The following is a 13,547-nucleotide window of genomic DNA, read 5'->3' as shown; positions in this document are numbered from 1 at the left end:
CCCGAGGAGAACCCCACCGTGCAGTCCGCCACCACCGCGACCCTCCACGCCCTGCTCGCCGACCTGCGCGCCGCCGGCGTCCACCTGTGGGCCGACGACGCCCAGATCCGCTTCCGCGGCCCCGCCGGCGCCCTCACCGACGACCACCGCGCCCTGCTGCGCGAGCACCGCGCCGAGGTGCTGGCGCTGCTGGACCAGGAGGCCGAGCCGGTCCTCACCCCCGACCCCGCCGCCCGCCACGAGCCGTTCCCGCTGACCGACGTGCAGGGCGCCTACCTGGTGGGTCGCGGCCCGGCCTACGACTACGGCGGCGTCGCCTGCCACGCCTACGCCGAACTGGACTTCCCCGACCTCGACCCCGACCGCCTGCGCACCGCCTGGAACCGCCTGGTCGCCCGGCACGACATGCTGCGCGCCGTGGTCTCGGCCGAGGGCCACCAGCGGGTCCTGCCCGAGGCGCCGGGGGAGTCGCTGACCGTCACCGAGGTCGGCGACGGCGACACCGCCCGCCACGCCGCGCGCGCCCGGGAGCGCCTGCGCGACCTGGTGCCCGACCCCGGGTCGTGGCCGCTGGTGCGGCTGCACCTCACCCGGGGCGCCGACCGCGCCCGCCTGCACCTGTCGGTGGACCTGCTCGCCGCCGACTACTCAAGCGTCCGGCTGCTGCTGGACGAGCTGGCCGCGCTCTACGCCGACCCCGCCGCCGAGCCGGCGCCGCCCGCCGCGACCTTCCGCGACTACGTGCTGGCGCACCGGGCGCTGCGCGAGACCGCCCGCTACCACCGCGACCGCGCCTACTGGATGGAGCGCGCCGACGACCTGCCGCCGGCGCCCGAGCTGCCGCTGGCCGAGGGCGCCGCCGAGGCGTCGGCCGCCTTCACCCGCCACGCCGCCGCACTCACCGCCGAGGAGTGGCGCGGCCTGCGGGCCCGTGCCGCCGAGCGCGGCCTGACCCCCGCCGCCACCGCCCTGGCCGCCTACACCGAGGTGCTGGCCCTGTGGTCGCGCCGCCCCGACTTCACGGTGAACCTGCCGGTGTCCCAGCGGCTGCCGCTGCACCCCGACGTCGAGCGGATCGTCGGCGACTTCACCACCCTGACCCTGCTGGCCGTGCGCGCCGACGACGGCGCCACCTTCACCGAGCGCGCCCGCACCCGCCAGGAGCGGCTGATCGAGGACATGGACCACGGCCTGTACTCGGGCACCGAACTGCTGGCCGAACTCGCGCGCCGCCGCGACAGCGCCGCCGTGCTGATGCCGGTCGTCTTCACCGGCGCGATCGGCACCGACACAGCGGACACAGGCGACCCAGCAGGCACAGCCGGCACCGCCGAGGGCGCCGCCGCCGAGGCCGGCGCGTGGGCCGCCCGCGAGGTCCACGGGCTCTCCCAGACCCCCCAGGTGTGGATCGACTGCCAGGTCAGCCAGGCCCAGGGCGCGCTGGCGGTGCGCTGGGACGTCCGCGAGGGCGTGCTGCCCGAGGGCGTGGCCGCCGCCGCGTTCGCCGCCTACACCGACCTGCTGCGCCGCCTGGCCCGCTCCGAGGACGCCTGGGCCGCCGAGGCGCCGGTGGACCTGCCCGCCGACCAGCGGGCCGTGCGCACCCACGTCAACGCCACCGCCGCGCCGCTGCCCGACACCCTCCTCCACGAGGGCGCCCTGGAGCTGGCCCTGCGCGAACCCGGCGCCCCGGCGGTGCTGCACCCCGGCGGCGTCCTCACCCGCGGCGGCCTGCTGGCCCGCGCCGCCGCCGTCGCCGAGGTGCTGCGCTCGCGCGGCTGCGGACCCGGCGAGCACGTGGCCGTGGTCATGGACAAGGGCGTGGAGCAGGTGGTCGCCGCCTACGCGGTGCTGCTGACCGGCGCCGCCTACGTGCCCGTCGACACCACCCAGCCCGCCGCCCGCCGCCGCGCGATCCTGCGCGACGCGGGGGTGCGCACCGCCCTCACCCAGTCCTGGCTGCGCGAGATCGGCGACTGGGCCGAGGGCGTCGAGCCGGTCGCGGTGGACACCGTGCCCGCCGGCCCTGCGCCCGACCGGCTCCCGCCGCGCGTCGCCGCCCCCGACGACCTCGCCTACGTCATCTACACCTCCGGCTCCACCGGCGCGCCCAAGGGCGTGATGACCAGCCACCGCGCCGCCCGCAACACCATCGACGACGTCAACCGGCGCTTCGGCGTCGGCTCGGGCGACCGTGTGCTGGGGCTGGCCGCCCTCGGGTTCGACCTGTCGGTCTACGACCTGTTCGGCCCGCTGTCGGTGGGCGGCGCGCTGGTCCTGCCCGCCGCCGACCGGCGCGGCGACCCCGCGCACTGGGCGGAGCTGGCCCGCGAGCACGGCGTGACCCTGTGGAACTCGGTGCCCGCCCAGATGGGCATGCTCGCCGACTACCTCACCACCGCGCCCGGCCTGGCCCCCACCTCCCTGCGGGCGGCCCTGCTGTCGGGCGACTGGATCCCGCTCACCCTGGCCGACCGGGTCCGCGAGCACCTGCCCGCCACCGCGCTGCACAGCCTGGGCGGCGCCACCGAGGGCGCCATCTGGTCCATCCACCACCCCATCGCCGAGGCCCCCGGCCCCGACTGGCCCAGCGTCCCCTACGGCCGGCCGCTGGACAACCAGACCTTCCACGTGCTGGACCACGCCATGGCCGACCGGCCCGACTGGGTGGCGGGCGAACTGTACATCGGCGGCGCCGGCGTGGCCCTGGGCTACCTGGGCGACCCCGACCGCACCGCCGAGCGGTTCGTCATCCACCCCCGCACCGGCGAGCGGCTGTACCGCACCGGCGACCTGGGCCGCTACCGGCCCGGCGGCGACATCGAGTTCCTGGGCCGCGAGGACGACCAGGTCAAGATCCGCGGGCACCGCGTGGAGCTGGCCGAGATCGAGGCGGCGGTGGAGTCCCACCCGGCGGTGGCCGCCGCCGCGGTGGTGGCCGTGGGCGGGCGCGAGGACCGGCGCCTGGCCGCGTTCGCCGAGACCGCCCGGCACCGCCTGGGCGGGCACGGCGGCGCCGCCGGCGAACCCGCCGGAGCCGCGGCGGCGGAGGCGGCGCGCGAGGCCGCCGCCGGGATCGACCGCGCCGACCTCGCCGCGTTCCTGGACGCCATGCGCGCGGCCGCGCTGGGCGCCATGACCCGCACCCTCACCGGCGCCGGGCTCTTCGCCGGCACCGCACACACCGCCGCCGAGGCCGCCGCCAAGCTCGGCGCCGACCGCCGCCACCACCGGCTGCTGGCCCGCTGGCTGGACGCCCTGGCCGAGGCCGGGCGGCTCACCCGCGAGGGCGACCGCTTCAGCGGGCTGCGCCCGGTCACCGAGGACGACCAGCGCGCCGCCTGGGCGCGCCTGGCCGACCTCGACGCCCGCGTGGACTACGGCACCGAGGTGCTGGACTACCTGCGCGCCTGCGCCGACCGGCTGCCCGAGCTGCTGCGCGGCGAACTGGACGTGCGCACCCTGCTGTTCCCCGGCGCCGAACTCGACACCGCCGGCGCCGCCTACCGCGACAACCTCGCCATCCGCCACCTCAACGCCGGCGCCGCCGCCGCGCTGGCCCGGATCGCGGCCGGGCGGACCTCCGGCGAGCCGCTGCGGGTGCTGGAGATCGGCGCGGGCGTGGGCGGCACCACCGAGGCCGCCGTGGCGGCGCTGGCCGGCCACGACGTGGAGTACCTGTTCACCGACCTGTCCCCGTTCTTCCTCAGCGAGGCCGCCGAGCGCTTCGCCGACTTCCCGTGGGTGTCCTTCGGCCTGTTCGACCTCAACCGCGACGCCGAGGAGCAGGGGTACGCCCCCAACTCCGTCGACGTGGTGGTGGCGGCCAACGTGCTGCACAACGCCGTGGACGCCGACACCGCGCTGGCCCGCGTGGCCGGGCTGCTGGCCCCCGGCGGGCACCTGCTGTTCATCGAGACAACCCTGGAGCGCGACCCCGCGCTGCTGGTCTCCATGGAGTTCCTCGACGGCCTCGACGGCGGCCACCGCGACGCCCGCGCCGGCACCGACCAGACCTTCCTCACCCGCGAGCAGTGGAACGCGGTCCTGGAGCGGGCCGGCGCCACCGCGCCGCTGGTGCTGCCCGACGCCGGCGACGGCCTCGCCGCCACCGGGCAGAGCCTCTACCTGGCCCGCCTCAAGACCGACCGGGTGCCCCTCACCCCCGCCGAACTGGTCCGCCACACCGCCGAGCGGCTGCCCGAGTACATGGTGCCCGGCCAGTGGCGGGTGCTGGACGCCCTGCCGCTGACCGCCAACGGCAAGGTCGACCGGGCCGCGCTGGCCCGCCGCCTGCCCGGCCCGGCCGGCGCCCCGGCGCCCACGGCGCCCGCCGGGGCCGCCCCCGCCGACGAGCTGGAGCGCGCGCTGTGCGGGCTGTGGAGCGAGCTGCTGAACTGCGGCACCGTGGGCCGCGACGACGACTTCTTCGCGCTGGGCGGCGACTCCCTGCTGGTGGCGCGCATGGTCGGCCGGCTCGGCGAGGTGCTGCCCGGCGCCGGCGGGGACGGCGCCGCCGACATCGAGTGGGAGGTCGTGCTGCGGCACATGCTGCGCCGGCCCACCGTGGCCGGGCTCGCCTCCTACCTGCGCGACCTCTCGCGGCAGGCGGCGGCGCCCGAACCCGGCCGCGCCGACCCCTACGTGGCGCTCAACGGCCCCGGCGGGGGAGCGGTCACCGCGCTGGTGCACGCCGGAACCGGCACGCTGATCCCCTACCGGGCGCTGATCACCGAGATCCGGCGCCGCTCGCGCGGCGAGGGCACGCTGGTGGGGCTGGAGCTGCCCGACATCCCCGCCTTCCTGGCCGCCGACCCCGCCGCGATCATCACCCAATGGGCCGCCGACTACGCCAACGCGCTGCTGGAGCGCGGCGGCGACCGGTTCCACGTGGTCGGCTACTGCCTGGGCGGGCTGATCGCCACCGAGGTCGCCCGCACCCTCACCGACGCCGGCGCCGAGGTCGCCTCGCTCACCGCCATCAGCACCCACCGGCCGCCGTTCCGGCTGGACGACGAGCTGATCTCGGAGTACGCCTTCGCCGTCATGATGGGCATCGACCCGCTGGCGGTGGGGTTCCCCGCCGAGGAGGACCGGGTCTCGGCCGCCTCCGACCGACTGCTGGAGGCCACCCCGGGCCTGCTGCCCGACGGCGCCATCGGCCGGCTGGAGGGGGAGTACGCCGACGTCGCCGCGCGGTTCCGCGCCCTGGCCGAGGTCCCGCGCGCCGAGCGCATCGCGCGGATGTGCGCGGCCGTGCCGCCCTCGGCGGGCACCTACACCCCCGAGGCGCTCACCGAGATGTTCCACATCTTCCGGCAGAGCGTGTTCGCGATCTCCCGCTACGAGCCCGAGCCCTACGCCGGCGACGTCACCTTCCTGCGGCACCGGGGCGCCTACCCGTTCCCCGGCAACAAGGAGAGCGTCACCGCCTACTGGGAGCGCCTGGTGCTGGGCGACCTGGACATCGTGGACGTGCCCGGCGACCACTTCAGCCTGCTGTCGGTGCCCTATGCCCCCGGGGTGCTGACCCGGCTGGCCGAGGTCACCGGTGGGGACGTGCTGCGGTGAGCGGCGCCGGACCCGTGGGGATCGTGGGCGCCGCCGGGGCGGTGGGCGCCGCCGCCGCCCGCCGGCTGCGCGCGCTGGGCCACACCGGCCTGCTGCTGGGCGGGCGGCGCACCGGGCCGCTGGAGGCGCTGGCCGCCGAACTGGGCGGCGGTGCGGCGGCGGTGCGCGTGGACGCCGACTCACCGGAGTCGCTGGCGGCGTTCTGCGCGGGCCGCGCGGTGGTGCTCAACTGCGCCGGCCCCTCATACCGGCTGCTGGACCGGGTGGGCCGCGCGGCACGCGCCGCCGGGGCCGACTACGTGGACGTCACCGGCGACACCGTCCGCGACCGGCTGGCGGCGGCGCCCGAGCCGCACCCCACCGCCGCAGTGGTGTCGGCGGGGGTGCTGCCCGGGCTGTCGGCCCTGCTGCCGCGCTGGTTCGCCCGGCGGCACGGGCTGTCGGCGCTGCGCTGCTACGCGGGCGGCCGGGAGCGCTGCACCGAGGCGGCGGCCGGCGACCTGCTGCTGTCGCTCCCCGGCGCCGGCACCGAGACCGGCGGGGCCGCCTTCGGCGAGCCCTTGGCCGCCTGGCGCGGGGGCCGGACGGCGCCCCGGGCGCTGCGCGCCGTGGACGGCGCCTGGGCGCCCGGGTTCGCCGAACCCGGGTTCGTGCAGCCCTTCCTCACCGAGGAGGCCCGCCGCGTGGCCGCCGACCTGGGGCTGGCCGACCTGGAGTGGTACAACGTCCACCCCGGCGAGCACACCCGCGCGGTGCTGACCTCGGTGGCAGGGCGGCCCGGGGCCGACGCGGCCGAGGCCACGGCCCGCCTGCGCCGGGCCGCCGACCTCGACCTCGCCGGGCGCACCCCCTACTACCGGCTGTCCTACGTGCTGACCGACGCCGCCGGCCGCGCGCACACCCTCGTCGCGGAGTTCCCCGACAGCTACCGCATGACCGGCCACGTGGGCGCGCACGCGGCCCACACCGCCGCGCTCGGCGGCCTGCCCGAGGGCGTCCACCACGCCGCCGACGTGCTCGACCCGCAGGAGGCGGTGGACGCCCTGTTCACCGACACCCCCGAAGGAGCGGCCGCCGGCGTCCTGCGCCACAGCGAGACGGCCCCGGCGGCGGTCACGTCCGAGGCCGAGGAGGGCGCCCTGTGAGCCCCGTTCACAGCACGGCCGGCCCGCCGCCCGCCCACGGCATGGCGGCCCGTGCCGAGGGCGGGTCCGCCGGCCGCGCGTCCGCGTCCCGGGTTCCCGCCGGGACGGGTGCCGCCGCTGCCACCACCAGCATCACCGTCGGCGGCGTGCCGGCCGGCGCCACCACCGGGGAGGGAGGCCGGTGACATCCGCTCGCGATCCCGAAACCGCACCCGCACCTCGCGTCCCCGCGTCCGGGCGGCCGCTGCGCACGATCGTGTGCGGCACCGGGTTCGGGCGCTTCTACGTCGAAGCGCTGGCGCGGCTGCCCGAGGAGTTCACGCTGGCGGGGCTGCTGGCCCGGGGCGGGGAGTTCTCCCGCGACTACGCCCGGCGGCTGGGCGTGCCGCTGTACACGGACCCCGACCAGGTGCCCGGCGACGTGGACGCCGTCTGCGTGGTCGTGGGCTCGGCGGTGTCGGGCGGGCCGGGCGGCGAACTCGCCCGCGCCTTCCTCGGCCGGGGCCTGCCCGTCCTCCAGGAGCACCCCGTCCACCCCGACGAGCTGGCCGAGGCGCTGCGCGCCGCCCGCCGCGCCCGCACCGTCTACCACCTCAACCCCTTCTACCGGCACGTGGAACCCATCCGCCGCTTCCTGGCGGCGGCCCGCACCCTGCGCGGGCGCGGCCCGGTGCTGTTCGTGGACGCCACCTCGGCGATCCAGGTCCTGCACCCCCTCCTGGACGTGCTCGCCCGCGCGCTGGGCGCCCCCCGCCCCTGGGCGCTGGGCGACCCGCTGCCGCCCGACCCCGCCGCCGACCGCCTGGCCGCCGCGCCCCAGCCCTACCGGGTGCTCCAGGCCGCCGTCGCGGGCGCGCCGGTCACCCTGCGGGTGCAGAACCAGCTCCACCCCTCCGACGGCGACAACCACGCCCTGCTGTGGCACCGCCTGGCGATCGGCACCGCCGAGGGCGTGCTCACCCTCGCCGACACCCACGGCCCCGTCCTGTGGCAGCCGCGCCTGTACGCCCCCCGCGACGCCCACGGCCGGCTGCGCACCTCCGGCCCCGGCACCGAGCACCTGGCCGAACCCGCCACCACCGTGCTGGCGGGCACCGAGGCGCCGCCCCGCCGCGAGGTGTTCGACCGCCTGTGGCCCCAGGCGCTCGCCCGCGCCCTCACCGACTTCGCCGCCGACGTCCGGGCCGGCGCCGACCCGCTGGAGCGCGGCGGCTTCGACCTGGGCGTGTGCCGCCTGTGGCACGAGACCACCGCCCGCCTGGGCCGGCCCGAGATCGTCCGGCCCGACCCGCCCACCCACCTGGGCGCCGCCGACCTGGCGCCCGCCGTCCGCGAGGAAGCCCCATGAGCCCCGCCCCAGCGCCGTCGTGGCTGCGCCGCTTCCGGCCCCGCCCCGAGGCCCGGATCCGCCTGGTCTGCCTGCCCCACGCCGGAGGCGGCGCCAACGCCTACCGCGCGTGGGCCGCGCTGCTGCCGCCCGGTGTCGAACTCGTCGCCGTGCAGCCGCCCGGCCGCGAGGACCGGATGGGCGAGGACCCGGCCGACGACATGGCCGAGGCGGTCGCCGCCGTCGCCGAGGAGCTGGCGCCCCTGCTGGACCGGCCCTACGCCCTGTTCGGGCACAGCATGGGCTCGGCCGTGGCGTTCGAACTGGCCCGGCGGCTGCGCGGCATGGGGCTGCCCGAACCCGACCGGCTGTACGCCTCGGGCCGCCGCGCCCCCGCCGACGCGCCACCCGGCACCGTCCACCTGGCCTCCGACGACGCCATCGCCGCCGAACTGGCGCGCCTGGGCGGCACCGACCCCCAGGTGCTGGCCGAACCCGGGCTGCGGGAGGCCGTGCTGGCCTGCGTGCGCGCCGACTACCGGCTCATCGAGCGCTACCGGCCCTTCGCCGGCGCGCCGTTGAGCTGTCCGGTCAGCGTGTTCCTGGGCGCGGCCGACCCCGAGGTCGACGCCGGGCGCGCCCGGCTGTGGTCGCAGACCACCACCGGGCGGGTCGACGTCCGCGTGTTCCCCGGCGACCACTTCTACCTCGGCCCCCGGCGCGCCGAGGTCGTCGCCGAGCTGGTGCGCCGGCTGGACCCCGCCCTCGCCGCCGCGCCCGGCCCCTGGCCGAGCACGCCCTGACCCGTCCGACCCTGGAGGACACCATTCCCGCCATCGACTACTACTCCCCGGCGGCCGAGTTCTTCGACCTCGTCGGCCACCGGCACCTGGCCTCCAGCGCGCCCGCGCTGCGCGCCGCCCTGGCCGGCCTGGACACCGCGCACGGCCCCGTCGTGGACATCGGCGCGGGGACCGGCCTGGTGACCGCGACCATCGCCGGCATCCTGCCCTCGGCGCGCATCATCTCGGCCGAGCCCTCGCCGAACATGCGCGCGATCCTGACCAGCCGCGTGTTCGCAGACCCCGACCTGCGCGAACGCGTCACCGTGCTGCCCGAGCCCGCCCAGGAGCTGCCGCTGCCCGACTCCATCTCGGCTGCGGTGGTCTTCGGCGTGGCCGGGCACATCCCCCGCTCCGAGCGGCTGGAGCTGTGGCGCCGCCTGGCCGAGCGGCTGCCCCCGGGCGCGCCCGTGGTGGTGGAGCTGATGGGCGTCGACACCCCGCGCTCCATCCCGTTCGTGCGGATGTGCCGGGAGACCGTCGGCGAGCAGGTCTACGAATGGTGGATCTCCGGCGAGCCCGCCGGCTCCGGCACCATGCGCTGGCGCACCCAGTGGCGCGTCTTCCGCGGCGGCGACCTCGTGCGCACCGTGGACGACGAGTACGACTGGGAGACCTTCGGGGTCGAGCGGCTGGCCGAGGAGTCCGGGCTGACCGCCAAGCGGCTCGTCCAGGCCGGTCGCGCCGCCACACCGGAGATCGGGGTGCTGGTCAAGTGACGAGCCGACACGACACCGCGCCCGCCGCCGCGCCGGAGCGCGAGACCCCCGCCGCCGGGACCGGCGCCGCCGCCGGCACCCCGGACGCCCCCGCACCCCTGGGCGCGCTGCTGGCGCCCGTCCGGACGCGGGTGGCCGCCGCCACCGCGCTCCAGGGGCTGGCCGGCGCGCTCGGCCTGGTCCCGCTGATCTGCGTGGCCGAGATCGCCGGCGCGCTGCTGGCCCCCGGCGGGCCCGACACCGGCCCGCTGTGGACCCTGGTCGTCGCGGCCGTCGCCGGCGCGGTCGCCGCGCTGGCGGCCGGCGCCGCCTCCACGGTGGTGGGGCACCTGGCCGACAACGACCTCCAGTTGTCGGTGCGCCGGTCGCTGGCCCGCCGGGTGGCCCGGGTGCCGCTGGGCTGGTTCGCCGGCCGGGGCTCGGGGCGGGTCAAGAAGGCCCTGCACGACGACATCTCCGACGTCCACTCGCTGGTCGCCCACACCCTGCCCGACCTGGCCGCCGTGGTGGCGGTGCCCGTCGTGGCGCTGGTCTACCTGGCCGCCGTGGACTGGCGGCTCACCCTGGTGGCGGTGGCGCTGGTGATCGGCGGGGCGGCGCTGTTCGCCCGCGCGATGGCCGGGAGCACGGCCAAGATGGCGCGGTACGTGGCCGCCATGGGCGCGGTCAACAGCGCCGCCGTGGAGTTCGTCGACGGCATCCAGGTGGTCAAGCACTTCGGCCACCACCGCCGCGCCCACCAGCGGTTCACCGCCGCCGCCGACGACTTCGCCGACTTCTTCGTCTCGTGGACACGCAGCACCACGCCCGTGGCGGTGGGCAGCTTCCTGCTGCTGTCGGCGCCCACGGTCACCGTCACCACGGTCGGCGCCGGCGCCCTGTTCGCGTTCCTGGGCTGGAGCGAGCCCGTGTCGATCGTGGCGTTCGCGCTGCTGGCCCCCGCGCTGTGCGCGCCGATGAGCGCGATCGGCCAGAGCGTGCAGCAGATCCAGGCGGCGCGCGCCGCCGCCGAGCGGGTGGCGGGCGTGCTGGCCGCCCCGGTGCTGCCCGAGGGCGGGGCCCCCGCGCCCGAAAGCGCCCGCGTGGTGTTCTCCGGAGTGCGGTTCGCCTACCCCCGTCCTGAGGGCGCTCCGGGCGAGGAGGAGGCGCTGCGCGGCGTGGACCTGGTCCTGGAGCCGGGCACCGTGACCGCGCTCGTCGGCCCCTCGGGCGCGGGCAAGAGCACCCTGGCCGCGCTGCTCGCCCGCTTCCACGACGTCACCGCCGGGTCGATCACCATCGGCGGCACCGACGTCCGCGACCTGGCCACCGCCGAGCTGTACCGCACGGTCGGGTTCGTCTTCCAGGACACCCGGCTGCTGCGGGAGACGGTCGCCGCCAACATCGCGATGGGCCGGCCGGGCGCCACCCGCGAGGAGGTCGCGGCGGCGGCGCGGGCCGCGCGGATCGCCGACCGCATCGAGCGGCTGCCGCGCGGCTACGACTCCGTCGTCGGCGAGGACGCCGAGCTGTCCGGCGGCGAGGCGCAGCGGGTGGCCATCGCCCGCGCCCTGCTCGCCGACACCCCCGTGCTCGTGCTGGACGAGGCCACCGCCGCCGTGGACCCCGAGGCCGAGGAGTCCATCCAGGACGCCCTCAGCGAACTCGCGCGGGGCCGCACCGTCCTGGTGGTGGCCCACCGGCTGCGCACCGTGGCCGGCGCCGACCGGATCGCGGTGCTGGACGCCGGCCGCCTCGCCGAGATCGGCACCCACGCCGACCTGCTGGCCCGTGGGGGGCGCTACGCCGCCCTGTGGCGCGCCCAGCAGGGGGAGGGAACCGACGGGCCGGAGGGTTCCGGTCGGCCCGACCAGGCTGCCCGCACCGGCCACCCGCCGACCGACCCCGGCCGCCCGGACGCCGACCGTCCTGACGACCCCGACAACCCCGACGAGCCCGACACCCCCGACGAGTCCGACCGACAGGGAGCCGACCGGTGATCCGAGCCTTCCTCCACGCAGTCGGCCCCGACCAGGCCGGTCCGCTGCGCGCCAGCCTGGCGCTCACCACCCTGGTGTCGGCGGTGCAGGGCGTGCTGTTCGCCCTGCTCGTGCCCGTGCTCACCGCGCTGCTGAGCCCCGACCCGCAGGCCGCGCGGCCCTGGCTGGGGGTGCTCCTGGGGGCCGCCGCCGGGTACGCGGTCCTGCGCGCCACCAGCCTGTTCGTCAACTTCCGGGTCGGCGGTGCGGTGTCGCGCGGCCTCCACCACCGCATCGGCGACCAGTTGGTCCGGCTGCCGCTGGGCTGGTTCACCCGCGCGCGGGTGGGCGAGCTGAACCGCATCACCACCGACGCGGTCTCGCGCGCCACCAACCTGCCCGTGCACCTCTACCCGCCGCTGGCCGACGCCGTGGTCACGCCCGTGGTGGCGGTGGCGGCGCTGGCGCTGTGGGACTGGCGCCTGGGGCTGGCGGCGGCCGCGTGCCTGCCGCTGCTGTGGGTGGTCTTCCGCCGCGCCGGCGACGCCGCCGGGCGCTACGACGGCGCGCGCGACGCCGCCGCCGACGAGGCCGCCGACCGGGTGCTGGAGTTCGCCCAGGCCCAGCCGGTGCTGCGCGCCTTCGGCCGCGCCGAGCAGGGCACCGCCCGCCTGGACGCCGCGCTGGCCGCCGAGCACGGTGCCTTCCGCACGCTGCTGGCGCGCGCGGTGCCCGCCCTGCTGGGCTACTCCTTCGCCGTCCGGTTCACGTTCGCGGTGCTGCTGGCGGGCACCGTCTACCTCGCGGCGGGCGGCGACCTCGCGGCGCCGCGCGCGGTGGCCCTGCTGGTGCTGGTGGCGCGGTTCACCCACCCGCTGGCGGCGGCGGGCGAGCAGAGCGCGGCGCTGCGGATGGCGGTCAACCAGCTCCAGCGGATCAACGCCGTGCTGGACGCCCGGCCGCTGCCCGAGCCCGCCACCCCGGTGCCGCCGCGCGGCGCCGACGTGGAGTTCGACGGCGTGGTGTTCTCCTACAGCCCCGAAGGCCCCCGGGTGCTGGACGGGGTGGACCTGCGCGCCGAACCGGGCACCCTCACCGCCCTGGTGGGGCCGTCTGGGTCGGGCAAGACGACCGCCGCCCGGCTGCTGGCCCGCTTCCACGACGTCGACGCCGGGAGCGTGCGCGTGGGCGGGGTGGACGTCCGCGAGATCGGCAGCGACGAGCTGTCGCGGCACGTCGCCGTGGTCTTCCAGGACGTCTACCTGTTCGACGCCTCCATCGCCGAGAACGTGCGCGTGGCCGACCCCGACGCCACCCGCGCCGACCTGGACCGGGTCGCCGCCCTGGCCGGGCTCGACACCGTGGTGGCCGAGCTGCCCGAGGGCTGGGACACCCGGGTCGGCGAGGGCGGGGCGGCGCTGTCGGGCGGGCAGCGCCAGCGCGTCTCCATCGCCCGCGCCCTGCTCAAGGACGCGCCGATCGTGGTCCTGGACGAGGCGTCGGCCGCCCTCGACGCGGAGAACGAGGCGGTGGTCACGGCGGCGGCCGTCGCGCTGGCCGCCGAGGGCCGCACGGTCCTGGTCATCGCGCACCGCCCGGCGACCGTGGCGGCCGCCGACCAGGTGGTCTTCCTCGACGGAGGGAAGGTCGCCGAGGCGGGGCCGCCCGGTGAACTGCTGGCCCGGGGCGGCCGGCACGCCGACTTCGTCCGCACCCGCGAACGCGCCCGCGGCTGGCGCCTGACCTCCGCCGCACCCTAACCGCCCCGATCGTCGCGCGGCCGGCGCCTCCTCGCTGCTCGCCTCCAGCCGGCCGCGCGACCCCCCCCCGGCGCGCGGGCCCCCCCCCCCCGTGGGGGGGGTGGGCTACCCCGGCGCCGGCCCCACCCCCCCCCCCCCCGCCGCGGCCGCGGCGCCCGCCCTGGCAGTGCACGACCTGCGGGACCTCTCCCCGCACGAGGCCGAGCGGGTCCTGGCGCGGGTGCG

Annotated in this window: 7 protein-coding genes; all 7 read left to right on the top strand. The window is 77.9% G+C overall.

Translation table 11 applies throughout. From position 1 onward, the window contains the following. The first annotated feature begins 18 nt into the window (after positions 1–18). Positions 19–5,571 (top strand): non-ribosomal peptide synthetase, encoded by a 5,553-nt coding sequence (locus tag LG943_RS18440; RefSeq protein WP_270073557.1) that lies wholly within the window; start codon positions 19–21, stop codon positions 5,569–5,571. After that, positions 5,568–6,716 (top strand): saccharopine dehydrogenase NADP-binding domain-containing protein, encoded by a 1,149-nt coding sequence (locus LG943_RS18435; RefSeq protein ID WP_270073556.1) that lies wholly within the window; start codon positions 5,568–5,570, stop codon positions 6,714–6,716. The genes LG943_RS18440 and LG943_RS18435 overlap by 4 nt, the downstream gene beginning before the upstream one ends. A gap of 181 nt (positions 6,717–6,897) precedes the next feature. After that, on the top strand, positions 6,898–8,064 hold the full coding sequence (locus LG943_RS18430; protein WP_270073555.1) for a Gfo/Idh/MocA family oxidoreductase: 1,167 nt from the start codon (positions 6,898–6,900) through the stop codon (positions 8,062–8,064). Next, complete coding sequence (locus tag LG943_RS18425) at positions 8,061–8,846, top strand: thioesterase II family protein (protein WP_270073554.1); 786 nt, start codon at positions 8,061–8,063, stop codon at positions 8,844–8,846. The genes LG943_RS18430 and LG943_RS18425 overlap by 4 nt, the downstream gene beginning before the upstream one ends. Positions 8,847–8,878: 32 nt before the next feature. After that, positions 8,879–9,604, top strand: coding sequence for a class I SAM-dependent methyltransferase (locus tag LG943_RS18420; RefSeq protein WP_333486394.1), 726 nt, complete (start codon positions 8,879–8,881; stop codon positions 9,602–9,604). After that, entirely contained in the window at positions 9,601–11,583 is a 1,983-nt protein-coding gene (locus LG943_RS18415; RefSeq protein WP_270073553.1) for an ABC transporter ATP-binding protein, read from the top strand. Before LG943_RS18420 ends, LG943_RS18415 begins: the two co-directional genes overlap by 4 nt. Next, the gene (locus LG943_RS18410; protein ID WP_270073552.1) at positions 11,580–13,322 is read left to right on the top strand and encodes an ABC transporter ATP-binding protein; all 1,743 of its coding nucleotides are present in this window, start codon (positions 11,580–11,582) and stop codon (positions 13,320–13,322) included. The genes LG943_RS18415 and LG943_RS18410 overlap by 4 nt, the downstream gene beginning before the upstream one ends. The last annotated feature ends 225 nt before the right edge of the window (positions 13,323–13,547 follow it).

Origin of the sequence: Streptomonospora mangrovi (assembly GCF_027604915.1) — a bacterium.
In the GTDB taxonomy this organism is placed as follows: domain Bacteria; phylum Actinomycetota; class Actinomycetes; order Streptosporangiales; family Streptosporangiaceae; genus Streptomonospora; species Streptomonospora mangrovi.
Note: the sequence above shows the minus strand (reverse complement) of the source record. Positions and strands in the feature narration are given on the sequence as shown.

What these genes read in the sequence shown, in the direction of transcription:
- LG943_RS18425 (WP_270073554.1), top strand. Translation starts at nt 8,061, where the DNA reads ATGAGCCCCGCCCCAGCGCCGTCGTGGCTGCGCCGCTTCCGGCCCCGC.